Genomic DNA, 19,074 nt, shown 5'->3' with positions numbered 1-19,074 from the left:
CATGCGCCCACGCGTTGTCTGCGGAATCGCGGCCGCCGTCGCCCTGTTCGCCACGGCCTGCGGAAGCGGTGGCGGGGGTGGACGGGGCGACTCTGCCACCGCCCAGGCCGCCCCGACCGGCGCCTACCCGGTGAAGGTCGCCGACTGCGCGGGCAAGGAGACCACCATCGCCAAGGCACCGACGAAGATCGTCACCAGCAACGCGTCGAGCCTGGAGATGCTGCTCCGGCTCGGCGCCGGCGACCGGGTGGTCGGCACCGGCTTCCCGCCCGGCAAGGGCACCCTGCCGGCCGACCTCGCCGAACAGGGCGGCAAGGTCCCGGTGTTGGGGGACAAGGCCATTCCCAAGGAGAAGCTGCTCGGCTCCGGCGCCGACCTGTACGTCGACACCTTCAGTGCGATGCCGATGATGGGCGGCGGCGCCACCGGACCGAGCGAGGAGGAGTTCGCGGCGGCCGGCATCCGGCACGTCTACCTGCTCTCCACCGCCTGCGCCGGGACCCCGAAGGCCGCCAAGGCGCCGCGCACCGACCTCGGGGGCGTCGAGGACGACATCCGCCGGCTCGGCGCCGTCACCGGCACCGCCGCCCGCGCGGAGGAGCTGGTGGCCGGGATGGAGAAGCAGGTCGGCGAGGTGCGCACCGCGCTCGCCGCCGTGCCGGAGGGGCAGCGGCCGAGCTACTTCGTCTTCGACTTCGACGCCGGTACCAAGCAGCCGGTGGCGGTCTGCGGCCGGCAGGTCGCCAACGCGGTGATCACCCAGGCCGGGGCGCGCAACGTGTTCGCCGACTGCGACGCCGACTTCAAGCCCGGCTCCTGGGAGGACGTCGTCGCCAAGAACCCGGACTGGATCCAGCTCGCCGTCCGCAACCGGGGCAGCGAGGAGGCCACCCGCAAGGCCTTCGACGACGCCGAGGCGTTCCTGAAGAGCTTCCCGGCGACCCAGGGCCTGAAGGCCGTCCAGGAGGGGCACTTCGTCCGGCTCGGCTCCGAGGCGACCACCATCGCGGGTGTGCGCAACGCCGACGCCGTCCGGCAGATCGCGGCGACCGTCCACCCCGACCTCGTCAAGAACGGGCAGTAGAAGGTGACGTCGGCCGTTCACGCCGAGGCCGAGGCCGAGGCCGAGACCGCGAACGAGGCAGCCGGCACCGGCCGCCTGGCCCGCACGCTGCGGGCCGGGCCGCTGGCCGCCGTCCTCACCGTCGCCCTGGTGCTCGCGCTGACCGCAGCCGTCTCGCTCGGCGCGGTGGACATCCCGCCCGGCGAGGTGTGGTCGGTGGTCGCCCGCCGGCTCACCGGGCGGGCCGCCGAACCCGGCACCCGCGACCTCATCGTCTGGCAACTTCGCGTCCCGCGCGCCCTGTTGGCGGCCGTGGTGGGCGCCGGGCTCGGCCTGGTCGGCACCGCCGTCCAGGCGCTGGTCCGCAACCCGCTCGCCGACCCGTACCTCCTCGGCATCTCCTCCGGCGCCTCCCTCGGGGCGGTCGCCGCCCTCGTCCTCGGCACCACCTTCGGGCTCCAGCTCTCCTTCGGCAGCGCGCTCGGCCTCACCGTCTCCCTGGCGGCGTTCGCCGGCGCGCTCGCCGCGTTCTCCCTGGTCTGGCTGATGGCCCGGCGCGGCGGCGGCTTCTCCCCGCTGCGCCTGGTCCTCGCGGGCATCGGCATCGCCCAGTTCCTCGGCGGCGTCACCAGCTACCTCGTCCTGCAGACCCGCGACGAGCAGCAGACCCGGGGCGTGCTGTTCTGGCTCATGGGCAGCCTCGGCGGCACCGTCTGGGCCCAGCTCACCGTCCCCGCCGTAGCCGTGGCGCTCGGCCTGGCCCTGCTGCAGGCCCGTGCCCGGGGGCTCAACGCGATGCTGATGGGTGACGAGACGGCCGCCGGGCTCGGCGTGGACGTCGCCCGACTGCGCCGCGAGGTCTTCGTCGTCACCAGCGTGCTCACCGGGGTGCTGGTCGCCGTCTCCGGCGCGATCGGCTTCGTCGGCCTGATGGTGCCGCACGTCTGCCGCCTGCTCCTCGGCGGCGACCACCGGCGCCTGCTGCCGCTGTCCGCGCTCACCGGGGCGCTGCTGCTGGTCGTCGTCGACACCGTGGCCCGCACCGCCCTGGACGGCCAGGAACTGCCGATCGGCGTGGTCACCGCCGTCCTCGGTGCCCCCACCCTGCTCTACCTGCTGGACCGACGACTGGAGCGCAATTGAGGATCGCCGTCGAGGAATTGAGTGTCGCCCTGGCCGGGCGGACGGTGGTGGCCGGGGTCCACCTGGTCGCCGAGGAGGGGGAGATCGCCGGACTGGTCGGGCCCAACGGGAGCGGCAAGTCCAGCCTGCTGCGCACCGTCTACCGGCACCTGCGGCCGAGCACCGGGCGGGTGCTGCTGGCCGGGCGGGACCTGGCGGAGCTGCGGCCGGCCCAGTCCGCCCGGCACATCGGCGCGCTGCCCCAGGAGCGCGGCGGGGACTTCGAGTTGAGCGTCCGCGAGGTGGTCGCGATGGGCCGCACCCCGTACAAGCGGGCCTTCGCCGCCGATGACGCCGAGGACCACCGGATCACCGCCGAGGCCCTGGCCCGGGTCGGCATGGCGACCGCCGGCGACCGCCGCTTCACCCAACTGTCCGGCGGGGAACGGCAACGAGTGCTGCTGGCCCGCGCGCTCGCGCAGCAGCCGGACGTCCTGGTGCTGGACGAGCCGACCAACCACCTGGACGTCCGGCACCAGGTCGAACTCCTCGCCCTGCTGCGCGAGCAGCGCCGCACCACGCTGGTCGCCCTGCACGACCTCAACGCCGCCGCCTCGGTCTGCGACCGGCTGCACGTCCTGCACCGCGGCGCCCTGGTGGCCTCGGGGGCGCCGCGCGAGGTACTGACCCCCGAACTGCTGGCGGAGGTCTTCGGGGTACGGGCAGCGGTGATCGAGCACCCGCTCACCGGCGACCCGCTGATCGCCTTCGACCACCGCACCCCGGCCGGTGCGGTGGCCTCCGTGATCGGGACGTAGTCCGCCTTTCAGCGGCTCGCGTCGTGGCTCTGGCCGTGGCCCGGGTCGTGGCTCCGGTCGTCGCTCTGGCCATGGCCCTCGACGTGGCCCTCGACCTGGCCCTCGTAGTGGCTCGGTCGGCCGTCGCGCAGCACCAGCCGGCCGAGCCGTGCGGCGTCCTCGCTGCGTAGCAACTCCCATCCACCGTCCGCTCGGTGGAGTACCGAGGAATGCCAGGGCGTGGTCCAGGCGTCGGCCGCCGCCAGCAGCCGGATGCCGAACTTGGAGACGCCGGCCGGCTGCGGGTGGATGGAGAGTCGGACGGCCCGGGGGTGCTGCTCGGCGATCAACTCGCCCCAGGCACGGCTGCGCTGGATCACCCCGTAGGCGCGGCGGCGGCACTCCCGCTGCAGGGCCGAGCGGGTGCCGGTGAAGCCGATGGAGTCCTCGGTGAGGAAGCGGGTGATACCGCGGTAGAGCCGAAGGGTCTCCTCCTCGGTCAGCACCTGCTCGCGCAACTCCTCGACGGTGGGGGCGTAGCGCTCGTGCACCCGGGCTCTCTTCTCGTCGTACGGGAGGTCGCCGAGGACGGCCCGCAGGTCGAAGGTGGCGAGGTGGCCGAGACCCTCGCGGGCGATCATGGCGGTCAACTCGTCGGAGTAGGCGTCGATGTGGTCGTCCGGGACGTTGATCAGGTCGCCGAATATGTGCCCGTCGGAGCAGATCAGCATCCGGGCGCCGGGCTCGTGGAGGCGGCCGATCTCGGCGCAGAGCCGGTCGAGGAAGGTCAGCGACAGTCGTTCGCCCTCGTCGGGCAGGTGGCCGAGCACCTTCGCCGGGTTCGGCGACTTGCAGGGGAAGCCGGGCAGGGTGAACACGATCGGTTCGCCGGCGGCGATGAAGTCCGCCAACTGCGCGAGCTGCAGCGGGAAGTGCCCCGGTCGGGCGTCGAACTCCGGGTCGGCGGCGCGGCGGTGCGGCAGCAGGAGATCGAGGATGCGGGCGGCGAGGCGCTCGGCCTCGGCCGTGGGTCCTGGTCCGGTGCCGGTGCCGGTGCCGGTGTTGGTGCAGGTGTCGGTGACAGTGATCGGAGTGGTGGCGGTGCCGGCGGGCGGCATGGTGGGTCCTCCACGGATGGTGGTGTGGGGCGGGCTCGGGCAGGCGGAGCCGGGTATCGGATGCGGGGGGCGGGTGCGGGGGGTCGGCGCCCCGGGTCAGCGGCGGTCTGTGCCGGTCAGCGGCGCCGGTCGTAGGCGACGGGGAGGCGGTTGACCCCGCGGGCCAGGACGGCGGGGATCCAGGTGAGGTCGGCCAGGTCGTCCCCGGGGGCCTTCGCCGGGCGCAGCCCGGGCAGGCGGGTGAGCAGGGTGCCGATGGCGATCCGGAGTTCGGCCCGGGCCAGGGCGGCGCCGGGGCAGTAGTGGATGCCGTGGCCGAAGGCGAGGTGGGCGTTGGGGGAGCGGTCGAGGTCGAGGCGGTCGGCCTCGGGGAACCGGGATTCGTCGCGGTTGGCGGCGCAGAGCGAGACGATCACCGAGTCGCCGGCCGGCACGGTGGTGCCGAACAGGTCGCTGTCCTCGGCGAAGAACCGCCAGGTGGTGAGCTCGAACGCGGCGTCGTGGCGGAGTAGTTCCTCCACCGCACGGTCGAGCAGGCCGGGCTCGTCGATGCCGTCGCGCAACCGGTCGAGCTGCTCGGGGTGGCGCAGCAGGGTGATCAGCATGGTGGTGATCTGGTTGGTGACCGGCTCCTGCCCGGCGACCAGCAGTTGGAACACCATGGAGTCCAGCTCCTCGCGGCTCAACTCGCCCGCGTCGTGGGCGGCGACGAGCCGGCCGAGCAGGTCCTCGGACTCCGTCCAGCCGGGCTCCCGGCAGTCGGTGCGCTTGCGGGTGACCACGTCGGCGATGTACCGCTGCAGGCCGCGCAGCCGCGCCTCGTACGCCGGGCGGCCGGGGTCCTGCGGGCCGACGGGCTGGACCACCTTGCCCCAGTCACGGTCGAAGCGGTCCGCCAACTCGGCTGGGAGGCCGATGACTTCGGCGAGCACCCGGAAGGGGTAGTGGGCCGCGAAACCGGCCACCAGGTCGGCGCCGCCGGCCTCGGGCAGCTCGTCCACCAGGGCGTCGGCCAGCTCCTGCAGCCGGGGGCGCAGGGACTCGACTCGGCGCGGCGCGAAGGCGTCCAGGACGAGCCGGCGCATCGAGGTGTGCTTGGGCGGGTCCTGGTGGAGCAGGTGGACCTGGAGCTGCGAGTGCTGCGGCTCGGGCATGATCGACGCGAGTCGGCGCCAATCGTCGTTGCCCAGCGCGTGGTTCTTGCCGAGGCGCGGGTCGTTGAGGGCCGCGTGGGCGGCCTGGTAGCCGGTGACCAGCCAGGCGTGGATGCCGCTCGGGAACTCCACCCGGTGCACCTGCCCGGCCTCGCGCATCCGCCGGTACAGCGGGTACGGATCGCTCTTGTACGCCGGACCGTACAGCGGGACGGGGGAGGGGAGCCGGTCGTGCCCGTACGGGCAACGCGGGGTGTCGTCGGTCGCGGCCGAGCCGGGGACCGGGTCGGCGATCGGGTCGGGGGCGGGGCCGGGTATCGGGTCGGGGGCGGTGTCGGGGATGGTGTCGGTCATCTGGGGTGGTCCTTCGGTGCGGTGCGCGGACTGTCAGGTCGTGGGGCGGCGGCGGTGCAGGGCGAGCAGGGCGACGGCGGTCGCCGCGACCGCGGCGGCCAGGGCGATCCCGGCGCGGGTCCCGGTGGTGTCGCGGCTCCCGGCCGACGCGGCGGCGGTGGCGAGGGCCGGTCCGAGGGCGAAGCCGAGGCTGCGGGCGAGTTGGACGGCGGACCCGGCGGTGGCGAGCTTTCCGGGCGGGGAGGCGGTCATCACCAGGGCCTGGGTGGGGCCCCCGTTGAGGCCCATCCCGGCACCGGCGAGGGAGAGCCGGGCGGCGATGTCGAGGGCGGACCAGTCGGCGTCCAGCGGGACGAGCAGGGCCAGGCCGAGAGTGGTGACGGCGGCGCCGGTGAGCGCGGTCGGTCGGGCGCCCCAACGGTCGGTCAGTCGGCCGCCGACCCGCCCGGCCAGCACCATGCCGAGCGGGAACGCCAGCATGGTCAGCGCGGTGGCCGTGGCGCTCTCGCCCCGAGGGCCGCGCAGGTGCTGGGCGAGCAGGTAGTGGCAGGCCGCGAAGCCGGCGGCGAGCGCCAGCACCGAGGCGTTGACCCCGGCGGTCCCGGCGGCCCGCAGCACCTCGGCCACCGGTCGGCCGCCGGGGCGGCGCAGCCACAGCAGCACCAGCGGCGCGGCGGGCAGCGCCAGCAGGAGCCACTGCGGCGCCTCCGGGGCCAGGGTGAGCCCGAGCAGGACGGCGGCCATGGCACCACCGATCAGGGCGGCGTCGCCGAGTGAGCCCCGGTCGGGCAGGCGCAGCCCGCCGCGCCGCGGGGCGTGCCGCCGCACGATCAGCACGGCGGCCAGGCAGACCGGCAGCTTGACCAGGAAGATCGCCCGCCAGCCGAGGTAGTCCAGCAGCAGGCCGCCGACGACCGGACCGGTCACGGCGCCGAGCGGACCGAGGGTCGCGGGCACGCTCATCGCCCGCCCGCGCAGCTCGGGCCGGACGGACGTCGCGGCGAGCACCGGCATCAGGACGAAGAGGACGGCCCCGAAGGCGCCCTGCAGCAGCCGGGCCGCGATCAGCCAACCCGCCCACGGGGCCGCGGCCGCCAGCACGCTGCAACCGGCGAAGCAGCCGACCGCGAGCAGCAGCGCGGACCGGGTGCCGACCTGGTCCAGCCACCGCCCGGCGGGCAGGAGGAGTGCGACGAGCGGGAGTTGGTAGCCGAGAACGGCCCACTGGGCGACCCCGGGGCAGACGTGCAGGCCGGCCGAGATGTCGGTGAGCGCGAGGTTGACCACGTTCATGTCGAGCATCGCGACGAACGAGAGCAGGCCCGCGGCCACGACCAGGCTCCAGCGGTCGACGGGTTGTGACTGACTGTCCGTCAGTGAATCGGCGACCGTCGGCTGTTGCGCTGCCATGGAGTCCCTCCGTTCCCGTTCTGCCGTACCGGACACCGCCCCGGCGGCGGGGTCCGGTACAGCAGTCGGGGGCGCGGCGGCTCCGGTTCCGAACATTTGGGGGAATTTTCGGTGGCGGTGTTCAGCGAACGAGTGACAGATTTCAGCTGACAGCCGACAGATGACAGATTTCGAAATCTGTCATCTGTCGGCTGTTTCGCCGCCGCCGCTCAGCATGCGGCCACGAGCTCCCCGGCCTCGGCCGCCCGCAGGCGTGCGATCAGTTCCTCCCGTGCCCGGGCGACCCGGGAGCGGACGGTGCCGACGGGGCAGCCGGCGACCTCGGCCGCCTCGGCGTAGCTCAGCCCGACGACCTGGGTCAGGACGAAGGCCTCCCGCCGCTGGGCGGGCACCCGGTCGAGCAGGTCGTCGAGTGCGATGCCGTCCTCGAATCCGGCCCCCGGCACGCCGCTCTGTCGCTCCGCCGCCTCCTGCCAGTCCGGCAGTGCCGCGAGGCGTGGCCGGGCGGCGGCCATCCGGTAGCGGTCGATCACCGTGCGCCGGGCGATCGAGAGCAGCCAGGTGCGGGCCGAGGAGCGCCCCGCGAACGCGGGCAGGCTGCGTAGTGCGCGCAGGAAGGTCTCCTGTGCGAGGTCGTCGGCGGACTGCACGTCGGTCAGGTGGGCGACGAAGCGCCAGACGTCGCGCTGGGTCGCGCGGACGAAGGCCTCGACGTCTGCCGCCCGGCCGGAGCGGGCGGTCAGTGCGAGCGCGGTGAGCTGCTCGTCATCCACGGCGGCCTCCGACGCGGCCGGTCCCGCCTCGGTGGTCGTGCGGGACGATGGGCATATGAGATGCGCGCAGTTCCGTACCGCTCTGTCCGCCCGGCTCGACGGCGAACCGAGCGGTCTGGCGCAGGCACGGCTCGACAAGCACGTTGCGCGCTGCACCGGCTGCCGGGAGTGGCTGGACCGGGCGGAGCTGCTGCGCGGTCACGTCCGGGCGGGCGCCGCCGACGGGCCGTCGCCGGAGTGGTCGGCCCGCCTGCTCGCCGGGCTGAAGGACGCCGGGCTGAAGGAGATCGGGCTGACGGAGATCGGGCCGGCCGAGGGGCCGGGCGGTCGCGCTCCGGAAGGCCCACAGGCCACGGAGCGGTAGGACGGTGGCGCCGGCCGGGGCCGGTGCGCCGTCGTAGTCAGGCATGGAAAGGTCCCGAGGGGAAGGCTGGGAACGGTGCCGCTCAGGGCGGCACCGTCGGCGTCCGTGGGCGGCCACGCGGCATGCCGTCTCTCCCGGAGAGCCGGGATGCGCGGCGGTGGACGCGGGCCCGCGCCCTGGCGGTACGGCGGTGGAAGGCACGGCCGTGCGGCAGGGCGACCTGCCCGTCGCGGGGTTCCGGGGGCCGGAGGCGGCCGGGGGACTGCGGCGGCGGGCGCGTCAGCAGGCGAGGGCGAACGCCGGCGGCCCGCGCCGGACCACGGCATGCGTGAGCAGCACCGACCGGGGCGGCCGGGCTCGGTCGTCGGCGGGCCTGGGCGGCGCCGGGGCCCGGTAGCCGAAGGGGCGCGCGAAGAGCGCCAGCAGTGGGAGCAGCAAGGCGCCCGCGACGCCGGCGCCGAACGCGCCGAGCAGGTCGAAGAGCCGCACCAGTGCCGCGTCACCACGCCAGAGCAGTAGCGCGCAGGCCAGCGCGGCCAGTACGTGGGCGGCGGCCATCCCCGGCGACATGCCGTGGGACATCCCGTGGGACATGCCGCCCGCCATGTCGTGCGTCAGGCCGCCCGTCGTCGGGTCGGACATGCCTCCGGGCATCGGGTGGGGCATGCCGGGCATCCCCGCCATCCCGGGCAGGCCCATGTCCATGGCCGTCCCGTTTGCGGAGGCCCCTGCCCCCGCGGCACCGTGGTGCATTCCGGCCATCGGGCGCAGGCCGCCGGCGGTCGGCGGTACGTCCGGGTCGATGCCCGCCATCCGGGCCAGCTCGACCGGCGAGAGCCCGCCGGGCGCGCGGTCCGGGTTGCAGAGCAGCAGGGCGGCCCAGTCCGTGGTGGCGAGCCGGCCGAGGCCGCCGCCCCCTCGGCCGAGCGCCCCGGCCGGTTCGAACAGCTGGTGCAGTGCGGTCTGCGCGGCGATCATCCAGACGCTGATCGCACCGAGCCCGCGCCGCTTTCCGGCGAGCAGCCAGGTCAGCCCCAGGACCGCCCCGAACGCGCCGGCCAGCGCCGTCGGGGAGACCCCGGATCCGGCCATGGCGACGTGCGCGGTGGCGGCCATCGCCACGCACAGCGCGGCGAAGACCGCGGCGCGCAGCAGGCGGATCCGGTCGGTCATCACGATGGCACTCATCGTCGCACCCACCCCGCCCGGTCCGTACCGCACCCTCCGGTCATGGCCGGTTCCGGCCCGTGAGACCATGCGCGGCCGCCCGCCCGGCGGCCCGCTCGGCCGCCGTCCTCCCCAGCGCGCCGACCCGAACAGCCGCTCGTACGACCATCGGTGCGGTTTGACAAGCACTCACCGCTTGCTCACTAGATGTGCACGAGCCGGTGCGTTCCGTAGGTGTCGGAGCGACGACGTCCAGAGCAGGGAGGTCCGGCCTTGGAGACCCCGACGACCCCGACGGAAGCCCCAGCCGAAGCCCCGACGGAAGCCGCGAGGGAACCCGCGGAGTCCTTTGCCGACTTTGCCAAGCCCGCCGACTCGGGCGCGCCCACCGAGGAAGCCAGGACCCCCGACGCGAGCGGTACGCCCGACGCGGCCGGGACCCCCGAAGCAGCCGGAACCGCCGACCTCGCCGACCTCGCGGACCCCCGCTTCTGGCGGCTGCCCGCCTCCGCCCGCGCCGCCGCCTTCGCCGAGCTGCGCCGCCGCCCCGGTCCGGTGTTCTTCGGCGACCGCGCCACCGGCAAGGGCTTCCACGCCCTGGTCCGCCACGCCGACGTGGTCGAGGCCAGCCGCACCCCCGCCGTCTTCCTCAGTGGCCCCGGCGTCACCACCCCCGCCCCCGCCCGCTGGGTGCGGCTGCTGTTCGGCGACTCGATGGTCAACCTGGACGACCCCCGCCACGCCCAGCTGCGCCGGATCGTCTCGCGGGCGTTCACGCCGCGGCTGCTCGGCCGGGTCGAGGAGGACGTCCGGCGCATCAGTGCCGCCCTGGTCGACCGGGTCGAGCGGGACCGGCCGGAGGACTTCGTGACCGCGGTCGCCGCCGAACTTCCGTTCCGGGTGATCTGCACCATGATGGGCATCCCCGAGCAGCCGCGCCGCGCCATCCTCGACCTGGTCAACCGCACCTCCGCGGACATCGGCGTGGCCCGTTCGCTGCGCCACCGGCTGCGGGCGCCCGGGCGCGGGCTGCGGGCGCTCGCCCGCATGCAGGGCATCGTGGCCGGGATCGGCCGGGAGCGGCGGCGCCGACCGGCCGAGGACCTGATCTCCGCGCTGGTCACCGCCGACGTGGACGGCCGCCGGCTCACCGGCCGCGAGCTCGGCGCCTTCTTCACCCTGCTGCTGGTCGCCGGGGTCGAGACCACCCGCAACGCGCTCGCCCACGGCCTGCACCTGCTGACCGTCCACCCCGAGCAGCGAGCCCTGCTCCTCTCCGACCTGGACGGGCGGCTCGGCGGCGCGGTGGACGAGACGGTCCGCCACGCCACACCGATCATCCAGTTCAACCGGACCGTCGCCGTCGACCACGAGCTCGGCGGCCCCGGCGGTCCCCTGCTGCGCGCGGGCGAGAAGGTCGCCCTGTTCTACGGTTCGGCCAACCGCGACGAGGCGGTCTTCCCCGACCCGGACGCCTTCGACATCACCCGCACGCCCAACCCCCACCTCGGCTACGGCGGCGGCGGCCCGCACTACTGCCTCGGCGCGCACCTGGCCCGGCAGGAGATGACGGCACTGTTCCGGGAGCTGTTCACCCGCCTGCCCGAGGCGCGCTCGGTCGGCGAGCCGGAGCTCGTCCCGTCCAGTTTCGACCACCGGGTCCGCTCGCTGGGCTTCGCCTTCTGAACCGACTTCTGACCGTCTTCTGATCACCTTCTGAGCGGTCCGCGGGGTTCGACATCCCAGGTGCCGAGGCATCGGGTACGGCTACTCGCCCGGCTCCCACACCGCGTGGTCGTGCGCGAACAGCACCCGGCGCGGCCCGTACTCCGCCACGCGGTCGAGCCAGGCGCGGTAGCCGGGCAGCGGCGCCGCCACGCCCTCGCGCGCCGCCCGCCGGGCGAGCAGCGCCTGACCGTACTCGGTGGCGAAGTCGTACGCCTGCCCGGCGAGCAGGACCGGGCCGCCGCCCGGGCGCTCGACCAGCAGCGACTGGTGGCCCTCGGTGTGGCCGGGGGTGGGCAGCACCCGGACGCCGGGCCAGACCTCCGCCTCGCCGTCGAGCTCGCGGTACTCGACGCCGGGGAAGTCGACCAGCGCGTCGATGGTGTAGTCGCCGCGCCGGGCGGTGGCCAGCTCACTCGCCTGGACCAGGACGGTCGTGCCGGCGAGCAGCGGGTTGCCGCCGCAGTGGTCGAAGTGCAGGTGGCAGTTGACCACCAGGTCGATGTCGGCGACGGAGACCCCGGCCGTGGCGAGCGCCTCCGGCAGCGGACGGCGGACCGGGCGGTAGTGTGCCTCGGTCTCCGGCGCGCCGCCGCCGATCCCGGTGTCGAACAGCAGCAGCCCCTCCGGGCGCCGGACCAGGTACGCGAGCACCGGCTCCACTCGTGGCTCCGGGCCGCCCACCTCGGAGGCCGGCCGGACGAAGTACCCCAGTTCGAGGCGGCGGATCACATTCACTTCATCCCCCCGTGTCGTGGTGCGTCGCTCTGCCCCCGTACGGGTGGCCGCCGCGGCCCCCGGTCCGAACCCTACCCGGCCTCCGCGGCGCTGCCGGGTGCTGGTGGCGGGCGTCACGGCGGGCACCCGGGAAAGGGAGCACAATGCCGGGCATGACTGATCGTCCGCTGCCCGCAGGACCTGTCCGTTCCGTGAACGCCGTGAAGGGCGTGAAGGCCGTGAACGCGGCGAACGCCGGGGGTGAGCCCGCAGACCGTCCCACCGTCGACGCCTGGACGGCCCTCGGCGGACCGGCCGACCTGCCGGCTCGGGTACGCTTCCACGGCCCGGACGACGTCCTGCCCTCCGGCCTGCCGGTGCGGCGCCTGGCCCGGGCCACCGTGGCCGTCTGCTCGCTCGCCGCCGCCGAGTTCGCCGCCCTCCGCAGCGGCGGTCCGGTCCCCGCCGTCCGGGTGGACCAGGGCGCGGTCGCCACCGCCTTCGTCAGCGAGCGGCACCTGACGATCGACGGCCGGACGCCCGTCAGCTTCGCCCCGCACTCCGGCTTCTGGCGCACCGCCGACGGCTGGGTGCGCACCCACGCCAACTACCCGCACCACCGCACCCGGCTGCTGGCAGCCCTCGGCCTCGCCGTGGACGCCGGGCCCGAGCAACTCGCGGAGGTGCTCGGCAAACTGCCGGCCGAGCAGGTCCAGGAGCGCGCGTACGCGGCGGGGGGGCTCGCGGTGGCCGTCGCGCCGGTGAGTTCGGCCGTGCACCCCCTGGTGGAGTACCGGGAAGTCGGTGCCGCCGCCACCGCCGGTGCCGGCGGTGCGCCCGCCCGCGCGCTCGGCGACGCCCCGGTCGACCGGCCCGCCGCCGGGGTCCGGGTCCTCGACCTCACCCGGGTGATCGCCGGACCGGTCGCCACCCGCACCCTCGCCCTGCTCGGCGCCGACGTCCTGCGCATCGACTCGCCCCGGCTGCCCGAGGCCGAGGACGCCCACGCCGACACCGGCTTCGGCAAGCGCTCCGCCCGTCTCGATCTCGCCGAGCCCACCGACCGGGCCGTCTTCGAGGAACTGCTCGCCACCGCCGACGTCGTCGTCACCGGCTACCGCCCCGGCGCCCTGGACGCCCACGGTCTTGCCCCCGACGCGCTGTTCGCCCGCCGCCCCGACCTGATCGTCGCCCAGCTCTGCGCCTGGGGCTGGACCGGCCCGTGGGCCGGGCGGCGCGGCTTCGACAGCCTGGTCCAGGCCGGCGTCGGCATCGCCGCCCACGAGGCCGCCCCCGACGGCCACCCCGGCGTCCTGCCCGCCCAAGCCCTCGACCACGGCACCGGCTACCTCGTCGCCGCCGCCGTCCTGCGCGCCCTCACCGAGCAGCGCACCCGCCGCCCCGGCGGCCGCCACCTGCGCTTCTCCCTGGCCGGCACCGCCGCCTGGCTGCTGCACGGCATCGAACGGGAGGCCGCCGTACCGGGTGGGACCGCCGAGCCGTACGACCCGTCCCGGTGGCTCGCCGAGACGGACTCCGCGTACGGGCGGCTGCGCCACGCCCTGCCGCCGATCGGCTACGAGGGTGCGCCCGCCGACTGGTCGCGCCCGCCCGGGCGTTGGGGGACGGACGCACCGGCCTGGCTCTGAGCCAGGGCGGCACTGCCCAGGGCCGGCTCTCAGCCGGGGTGGCGGGGTCGCTGTCAGAGCCGTCTGACAGCATCTGCGCATGACCGCCGCACACGCCACCGACTACACCTGGTTCGACCAGCGCTACCCCGTCCTGGGCAAGGCCTACTGCCTCACTCACGTCCAGGGGATCGCCGCCGACGAACTGCTGCGCCGCTTCGACGCCGTGCCCGGCCGCGAGGTCACCGGGCTGGACACGGTGGTCGAGGCCTGGGAGACCTTCGACGACGGCGAGGACGAGGAGGCCAAGGCCCTCCTCAGCGAGGACGACGACCGGCTGCTCGTCGCCGTCACCGAACTGGACGGCTGGGCCCTAGCGGTGGAGCCGTACGGCTACCTCGGCAGCCTGCACGAGGTCATCCCCGCCCTCACCGACGGCACCCGGCTGGTCTCGCACTACCGGGGCGCCATGGCGGAGGACCACTTCAACTGGTGGGAGCAGAGCGGCTGCCGGCTCCGGTTCGAGCCGCTCTTCGCCGACCAGCGGGACGGCTCGGACGCCGACGCCCCGGGCACCGTCGAGCTGATGGCCGCCTGCGGCTTCCAGCTCGACGGCGAGCGGTACGAGCTGCACACCGAGGCCGCGTTCGCGCTGGCCGAGCGGCTGACCGATGTCCGGCTCACCCCGGAACGGCTGGAGGCCGCCACCTTCCGGCTCGGCTACGCCCCTCGCCCGTAACGGGGGCGGCGGGACGGCTCCGGCCGGAGGCGGCGGCCTCCGGGGCCGCTTGCTGGAGAGCAGCTGGTCAGGGACCAGCTGCGCAAGGGTTCGCCGGTCGGAGCTGCGTTGCTCAGACCCCCGACGGGAGCTGCTTGGCGCGGCTGCGCACCTGGATCGCCGTCACGATCTCGACCACGCCCAGGATCACCAGCCAGCAGCCGGCCAGCACGGCCAGCGCGGTGATCGACCCGACCGGCCAGACCATCAGCAGCACGCCGGCCAGCGTGTTGGCCACGCCCGCGAAGGCCTGCCAGCTGCGGGCCGGCATCAGCGGGTCGGAGATCGCGGCGGCCAGCTGGGTGATGCCGCGGAAGAGCCAGCCGATTCCGATCCAGAGTGCGAGCAGCAGCAGCGACTGCACCGCGCTGCGGAAGCAGAGCAGTCCCAGCAGCACGCAGATCGCGCCGCTGATGAAGGCCAGCACCCGCAGCGCGGTGGTGGCGTGAGTGCCGAACGCGGCGACCAGCTGCACGACGCCGATCACCAGCAGGTAGAGGCCGAACAGCACGCCCACCACCAGCAGTGTCTCCTGGGGCCAGGCGAAGACCACGATCCCGAGGGCGAGCGAGACGAGTCCGGCGGCCAGCAGGATCTGCCAGGCGGCCTTGGCGAGCATGCCGAGCGGACCCTGGACCGGGGAACCGTCGGGGGTGATGATCGGAGAGACCACGGTGGCGTACTCCTTGGGCTGAATGGTCTGCGGGCTGAGTGGGTCGGGCAGACTGGGCGGGCTTGCGGGCTTGCGGACTGGGTGGGTTGACGGGCAGAAGACGAACCCCAGCCTTTCCGCGCCGCCACCGGTCCGCGCGCCGGATACGGCCGTTCGGAGGATCCGCCCCGATCACCGGAACGACATCCTCCGGACACTCGCTGTCGATACCATCTGGCGGTATGACTTCTGAAGGGTGGGGGACCCCTCCGGTCGAGCCGATCAGCCAGCACTACATCGTCTGCGGGGGCAACGCGCTGGCACACCGACTGATCCTGGAACTCGTCGAGCACTACGAGGTCCCGGTTGTCGTCCTGGTCGCCGACCGGACCCGCGACCACGCGCCGCAGATCGAGCAACTCGACGGTGTCGCTGCGGTCGTGGAGTACGCCGGCATCACCGACGAGGCCCTGCGCGCGGTGTCCATCGGCACCGCCCGTGGGCTCGCCCTGGTCGAGGGAAGCGACCAGGAGAACATCCACGCCGCGCTCAGCGCCCAGAACCACAACCCGGACATCCGCATCGTGTTCCGGATGTTCAACCAACGGCTCGGCGAGAACATCGAACGGCTGCTCAAGAACGGCACCGCGCTCTCCGGATCGGCCACCGCCGCCCCGGCCTTCGCCGCCGCCGCGCTCGGGCGCCCCAACTCGGTCGAGATCGACGGACGTTACCTGCACATCGCCTTCGACGACGCCATCACCTCCGACCGGGTCTGCGTGGTCGCCGACCAGATCGACCGGCAGGACCTCGGCAAGATCCGGCTGCTGCCCGAGCAGCAGGGCGACTCGGCCGAATTCGTCCGGCTCGCCCGCGAGTTCGGCGACGACGGGCCGATCCGCCCCGGCGGCGTACGGCGCGAACCGGCACCCGCAGCCGATCCCGGACCTGCGGCCGGTCCCGGACCCGAGGAGGAGCCGGGCGGCAGCGCCGCACTGCAGGTACTGCCGATCGAGCCCCGGGAGCCGATCGGCTGGCGGCGGCGGTTGCGCTGGCGGTTGCTCGACACCATGCGCTTCTTCACCAGCGCCCGGATGCGGCTGGTGCTGCTCACCGCCCTCGCCGCGGTGCTGATGTCCTTCGGCGTGCTCTGGTACCTCAACCGGGACTTCGGCTGGACCGTCTACATCTCGCTGCTCGACCTGGCCGGCGCCGCTCAGCCCGACCAGCTCGCCGACATCGCCGCCGGGACGGGCACCGGCGGCTTCTGGCAGCGGTCCGCGCAGGTGGTGATCACCATCTGCGGGATCACCTTCGCGCCGGTCGCCACCGCCATCGCGGTCGAGGTGCTGGGATCCGGGCGGCGCGGCCAGCCACGCAACCCGGGGGCGGGCACCCGGGACCACGTGATCGTCGTCGGGCTCGGCAACGTCGGCACCCGGGTCGCGACCCAGCTGCACGACCTGGGCGTGCCGGTGGTCTGCATGGAACGGGACCCGCAGGCGCGCGGCGTCGCCGCCGTCCGGGCCCTCGGGATCCCGGTCGTGATGGGCGACGGCCCGTTCGAGGAGCAACTGCGCCGGGCCCGGCTGAAACACAGCCGGGCGCTGGTCGCGGTCAGCGGCGACGACGCCACCAACCTGGAGGCGGCCCTGGAGGCCCGGCACGGCAATCCCGAAGTCCGGGTGGTGGTGCGGCTGTTCGACGACAACTTCGCCGGGCACTTCTACAAGACGCTGGACAACGCGGCCTCGCGGTCGGTCTCCTACCTGGCCGCGCCCGCCTTCGCGGCGGCGCTGATGGGGCGCGAGGTGCGCGGGACGCTCTCCGTGTTCCGGCACGTGCTGCTGATCGCCGAGCTGACGGTGGAGGACGGCAGCGGGCTGATCGGCCTGAACCGGCACGACCTGGAGGACGAGGGCGGGGTCAGGGTGATCGCCGTCCGCTTCGCCCGCGGCTCGCACCTGCAGTGGGGCCTACCCGACCGCACCCGGCGGCTCTCCCCGGGCGACCGGATCGTGGTCGCCGCCACCCGCAGCGGGCTCGCCCGGCTGAACACGGTGGCGCTGGAGGAGGAACTGGAGGCAGAAGCGGAGGCAGGGGCGGAGGGGTGAGCAGGCCAACAGGTGACAGCCGACAGATTTCAGCTGACAGATTTCATCATCTGAAATCTGTCAGCTGTCAGCTGTCAAACGTCGTCCGTCGTCCGCCGTCCGTCAGACGTCGCCCGTCAGCGGTTGATGAAGGACGGCGGGCGCTTCTCGGCGAAGGCCGCCATGCCCTCCTTCTGGTCCGCCGTGGCGAAGACCGCGTGGAAGAGGCGGCGTTCGAAGCGGACGCCCTCGGCGAGGGTGGTCTCGAAGGAGCGGTTGACGCTTTCCTTGAGCATGATGGCCGCCGGGGTGGACATCGCCGCGACGGTCTCGGCGGTGGCCAGGGCCTCGGCCATCAGCTGGTCGGCGGGGACGATGCGGGAGACCAGGCCGGCTCGCTCGGCCTCCTCGGCGCCCATCATCCGGCCGGTCAGGCACAGCTCCATCGCCTTCGCCTTGCCGACCGCCCGGGTCAGCCGCTGCGAGCCGCCGATGCCGGGCAGGACGCCGAGCTTGATCTCCGGCTGCCCGAACTTCGCGGTGTCCGCCGCCAGCAGGATGTCGCACATCATCGCCAGCTCGCAGCCGCCGCCCAGCGCGAACCCGGCCACCGCCGCCACCACCGGCTTGCGCAGCGCGCCGAGCCGGTCCCACGGGCCCAGCCAGTCGTCCAGGTAGACGTCCGGGAAGGCGTTGCCCTGCATTTCCTTGATGTCGGCGCCGGCCGCGAAGGCCTTCTCCGAACCGGTGATCACCAGACAGCCGATCTCCGGGTCCCGGTCGAAGGCGGTGGCAGCCGCGACCACCTCGTTCATCAGCTGGGTGTTCAGCGCGTTGAGCGCCTTGGGCCGGTTGAGCGTGATCAGCCCCACCCGGCCCTTGCGCTCGACCAGGATCGTCTCGTAGGTCTCGGTCTCGGTCATCGCCGTCGACTCCCATGTCCGCTGCTCGGCGCCGCGCGGGCGCGCCCTGACCACCCAACGATCTACGACGCGCCCTGTTTCGCGCCAGTCTTGACATGCGAGACGCCGGTCACGGGCCGTGCGGACGCGGAGATCAGGCCAGGCCCAGCTCGTCGCCCTCGCGCGGGGCGAGGAAGCGGGCGACGTCCACCTCCGTCACCCCGGCCAGGGTGGCGGGCTCCCAGCGGGGGTTGCGGTCCTTGTCGATCACCTGGGCGCGGATGCCTTCGACCAGGTCGTGGCCGTCCAGCGCGGCGCAGGAGGCGCGGTACTCCTGGTCGAGCACGGCTTCCAGGGACGGGAGCGTACGGGCGCTGCGCAGCGCGGCCAGGGTGGCCTTGACGGCGGTGGGGGAGTTCGCCACAACCAGCTCGGCGGCCTCCTTCGCCTGCGGCTCGCCGGAGTTCAGCAGGAGTTCCACGATCTCCTCGGCGGTGTCGGCCGCGTAGCAGGCGTCGATCCAGGCGCGCTGTCCGGCCAGGGCGGCGGGCGGCGCGGGCTCGGCGTGCGCGGCGACGACGGCGTTGACGGCGTTGACGTCGGCGGTCGTGGGGTCGGGCACGGTGGCCGGGTCGGTGCCGCGGGTGAGTGCGTCGAGCAGTTCCGGGATCCGCGCCGAGGGCACGTAGTGGTCCGCGAACCCGCACAGCAGCGCGTCGCCCGGGCCCATCGAGGCCGAGGTGAGCCCGAGGTGGATGCCCAACTCGCCCGGGGCGTGGGCGAGCAGGCGGCTGCCGCCGACGTCCGGCACGAGCCCGATCCGGGTCTCGGGCATCGCGACCGTGGAGCGCTCGGTGACGATCCGGATCGCGCCGTGGGCGGACAGGCCGACGCCACCGCCCATCGTGATGCCGTCCATCACCGCGACGAACGGCTTCGGGTACCGGGCGATGAGCGCGTTCAGCCGGTACTCGTCGCGGAAGAACGCCCGGGTGCCGGCGCCGCCCGTCTTCGCGTCGTCGTGCATGGCGCGGATGTCGGCGCCCGCGCAGAGGCCGCGTTCGCCCGCGCCGGTCAGCACGACGGTGCGCACCCGGTCGTCCGCGGCCCACTCGTCGAGCGTTGCCCGCAGGGCGGTGATCATGTCGTGGGTCAGCGAGTTGAGCGCCCGCGGCCGGTTCAGCACGATCCGTCCGACCCTGCCGTCCAGGAACGTCTGGACCTCCGCCACCGCTGTGCTCATCGGGCTCGCTCCCG

Annotated in this window: 17 protein-coding genes; 8 read left to right on the top strand and 9 right to left on the bottom strand. The window is 74.2% G+C overall.

Annotated elements, in window-relative coordinates; translation table 11 throughout:
- Position 1: 1 nt before the first annotated feature.
- From ACIBEC_RS01755 to ACIBEC_RS01745, 3 genes are all read left to right on the top strand, one after another.
- Positions 2–1,084: an ABC transporter substrate-binding protein gene (locus ACIBEC_RS01755; RefSeq protein ID WP_360490323.1), complete on the top strand. Its 1,083-nt coding sequence runs from the start codon at positions 2–4 to the stop codon at positions 1,082–1,084.
- A gap of 75 nt (positions 1,085–1,159) precedes the next feature.
- Positions 1,160–2,206 (top strand): FecCD family ABC transporter permease, encoded by a 1,047-nt coding sequence (locus tag ACIBEC_RS01750; RefSeq protein ID WP_396287681.1) that lies wholly within the window; start codon positions 1,160–1,162, stop codon positions 2,204–2,206.
- The gene (locus ACIBEC_RS01745) at positions 2,203–3,003 is read left to right on the top strand and encodes an ABC transporter ATP-binding protein (protein WP_360490321.1); all 801 of its coding nucleotides are present in this window, start codon (positions 2,203–2,205) and stop codon (positions 3,001–3,003) included. Before ACIBEC_RS01750 ends, ACIBEC_RS01745 begins: the two co-directional genes overlap by 4 nt.
- An 8-nt stretch (positions 3,004–3,011) precedes the next feature.
- On the opposite strand, the gene ACIBEC_RS01740 is transcribed toward ACIBEC_RS01745, so the two are convergent.
- The 4 genes from ACIBEC_RS01740 to ACIBEC_RS01725 all read right to left on the bottom strand — a co-directional run bounded on the left by ACIBEC_RS01740 (position 3,012) and on the right by ACIBEC_RS01725 (position 7,791).
- The gene (locus ACIBEC_RS01740) at positions 3,012–4,100 is read right to left on the bottom strand and encodes an isocyanide synthase family protein (protein WP_360490319.1); all 1,089 of its coding nucleotides are present in this window, start codon (positions 4,098–4,100) and stop codon (positions 3,012–3,014) included.
- Positions 4,101–4,216: 116 nt separating this feature from the next.
- A complete protein-coding gene (locus ACIBEC_RS01735; protein WP_360490317.1) occupies positions 4,217–5,608 on the bottom strand; it encodes a cytochrome P450 in 1,392 nt (463 codons plus the stop codon).
- A 33-nt stretch (positions 5,609–5,641) separates the two neighbouring features.
- A complete protein-coding gene (locus ACIBEC_RS01730) occupies positions 5,642–7,018 on the bottom strand; it encodes an MFS transporter (protein ID WP_360490315.1) in 1,377 nt (458 codons plus the stop codon).
- Between the two features lie 209 nt (positions 7,019–7,227).
- The gene (locus ACIBEC_RS01725; protein ID WP_360490313.1) at positions 7,228–7,791 is read right to left on the bottom strand and encodes a sigma-70 family RNA polymerase sigma factor; all 564 of its coding nucleotides are present in this window, start codon (positions 7,789–7,791) and stop codon (positions 7,228–7,230) included.
- Positions 7,792–7,846: 55 nt separating this feature from the next.
- On the opposite strand from ACIBEC_RS01725, the gene ACIBEC_RS01720 reads away from it, so the two are divergent.
- The gene (locus tag ACIBEC_RS01720) at positions 7,847–8,155 is read left to right on the top strand and encodes a zf-HC2 domain-containing protein (protein WP_360490311.1); all 309 of its coding nucleotides are present in this window, start codon (positions 7,847–7,849) and stop codon (positions 8,153–8,155) included.
- Between the two features lie 279 nt (positions 8,156–8,434).
- Here the strand turns inward: ACIBEC_RS01720 and ACIBEC_RS01715 are convergent, their stop codons facing one another.
- Positions 8,435–9,343: a hypothetical protein gene (locus ACIBEC_RS01715; protein WP_360490309.1), complete on the bottom strand. Its 909-nt coding sequence runs from the start codon at positions 9,341–9,343 to the stop codon at positions 8,435–8,437.
- Positions 9,344–9,820: 477 nt separating this feature from the next.
- Between ACIBEC_RS01715 and ACIBEC_RS01710 the strand changes: the two genes are divergently transcribed.
- The gene (locus ACIBEC_RS01710) at positions 9,821–11,008 is read left to right on the top strand and encodes a cytochrome P450 (RefSeq protein ID WP_396287680.1); all 1,188 of its coding nucleotides are present in this window, start codon (positions 9,821–9,823) and stop codon (positions 11,006–11,008) included.
- An 81-nt stretch (positions 11,009–11,089) separates the two neighbouring features.
- On the opposite strand, the gene ACIBEC_RS01705 is transcribed toward ACIBEC_RS01710, so the two are convergent.
- Positions 11,090–11,776: an N-acyl homoserine lactonase family protein gene (locus ACIBEC_RS01705; RefSeq protein WP_360490727.1), complete on the bottom strand. Its 687-nt coding sequence runs from the start codon at positions 11,774–11,776 to the stop codon at positions 11,090–11,092.
- Between the two features lie 161 nt (positions 11,777–11,937).
- Between ACIBEC_RS01705 and ACIBEC_RS01700 the strand changes: the two genes are divergently transcribed.
- Positions 11,938–13,413, top strand: a complete 1,476-nt coding sequence (locus ACIBEC_RS01700; protein ID WP_360490305.1) for a CoA transferase — start codon at positions 11,938–11,940, stop codon at positions 13,411–13,413.
- A gap of 79 nt (positions 13,414–13,492) precedes the next feature.
- The gene (locus ACIBEC_RS01695) at positions 13,493–14,131 is read left to right on the top strand and encodes a DUF6461 domain-containing protein (protein ID WP_360490303.1); all 639 of its coding nucleotides are present in this window, start codon (positions 13,493–13,495) and stop codon (positions 14,129–14,131) included.
- Positions 14,132–14,243: 112 nt separating this feature from the next.
- Here ACIBEC_RS01695 and ACIBEC_RS01690 read toward each other — a convergent pair whose 3' ends face one another.
- Entirely contained in the window at positions 14,244–14,789 is a 546-nt protein-coding gene (locus ACIBEC_RS01690) for an HdeD family acid-resistance protein (RefSeq protein WP_396287679.1), read from the bottom strand.
- A gap of 275 nt (positions 14,790–15,064) precedes the next feature.
- Between ACIBEC_RS01690 and ACIBEC_RS01685 the strand changes: the two genes are divergently transcribed.
- The gene (locus tag ACIBEC_RS01685; RefSeq protein ID WP_360490299.1) at positions 15,065–16,936 is read left to right on the top strand and encodes an NAD-binding protein; all 1,872 of its coding nucleotides are present in this window, start codon (positions 15,065–15,067) and stop codon (positions 16,934–16,936) included.
- Between the two features lie 116 nt (positions 16,937–17,052).
- Here ACIBEC_RS01685 and ACIBEC_RS01680 read toward each other — a convergent pair whose 3' ends face one another.
- Positions 17,053–17,838 carry an enoyl-CoA hydratase gene (locus ACIBEC_RS01680; RefSeq protein ID WP_360490297.1) on the bottom strand — a complete coding sequence of 262 codons (786 nt, stop codon included), beginning with the start codon at positions 17,836–17,838 and terminating at the stop codon, positions 17,053–17,055.
- A 133-nt stretch (positions 17,839–17,971) separates the two neighbouring features.
- Positions 17,972–19,060 (bottom strand): enoyl-CoA hydratase/isomerase family protein, encoded by a 1,089-nt coding sequence (locus ACIBEC_RS01675; RefSeq protein WP_360490295.1) that lies wholly within the window; start codon positions 19,058–19,060, stop codon positions 17,972–17,974.
- Positions 19,061–19,074 lie beyond the last annotated feature (14 nt).

The sequence above is a fragment of the Kitasatospora sp. NPDC051164 genome, from assembly GCF_044455625.1.
Lineage (GTDB): Bacteria > Actinomycetota > Actinomycetes > Streptomycetales > Streptomycetaceae > Kitasatospora.
The sequence above is the reverse complement of the archived record's forward strand: the minus strand, read 5'-3'. Positions and strand labels throughout refer to the sequence as shown.

Bases quoted from the DNA above. Each gene is read 5' to 3' on its own strand.
- ACIBEC_RS01755 (WP_360490323.1), top strand. From the start codon at position 2: ATGCGCCCACGCGTTGTCTGCGGAATCGCGGCCGCCGTCGCCCTGTTC.
- ACIBEC_RS01740 (WP_360490319.1), bottom strand. From the start codon at position 4,100: ATGCCGCCCGCCGGCACCGCCACCACTCCGATCACTGTCACCGACACC.
- ACIBEC_RS01735 (WP_360490317.1), bottom strand. From the start codon at position 5,608: ATGACCGACACCATCCCCGACACCGCCCCCGACCCGATACCCGGCCCC.
- ACIBEC_RS01730 (WP_360490315.1), bottom strand. From the start codon at position 7,018: ATGGCAGCGCAACAGCCGACGGTCGCCGATTCACTGACGGACAGTCAG.
- ACIBEC_RS01720 (WP_360490311.1), top strand. From the start codon at position 7,847: ATGAGATGCGCGCAGTTCCGTACCGCTCTGTCCGCCCGGCTCGACGGC.
- ACIBEC_RS01715 (WP_360490309.1), bottom strand. From the start codon at position 9,343: ATGAGTGCCATCGTGATGACCGACCGGATCCGCCTGCTGCGCGCCGCG.
- ACIBEC_RS01700 (WP_360490305.1), top strand. From the start codon at position 11,938: ATGACTGATCGTCCGCTGCCCGCAGGACCTGTCCGTTCCGTGAACGCC.
- ACIBEC_RS01695 (WP_360490303.1), top strand. From the start codon at position 13,493: ATGACCGCCGCACACGCCACCGACTACACCTGGTTCGACCAGCGCTAC.
- ACIBEC_RS01690 (WP_396287679.1), bottom strand. From the start codon at position 14,789: ATGCTCGCCAAGGCCGCCTGGCAGATCCTGCTGGCCGCCGGACTCGTC.
- ACIBEC_RS01685 (WP_360490299.1), top strand. From the start codon at position 15,065: ATGACTTCTGAAGGGTGGGGGACCCCTCCGGTCGAGCCGATCAGCCAG.
- ACIBEC_RS01680 (WP_360490297.1), bottom strand. From the start codon at position 17,838: ATGACCGAGACCGAGACCTACGAGACGATCCTGGTCGAGCGCAAGGGC.
- ACIBEC_RS01675 (WP_360490295.1), bottom strand. From the start codon at position 19,060: ATGAGCACAGCGGTGGCGGAGGTCCAGACGTTCCTGGACGGCAGGGTC.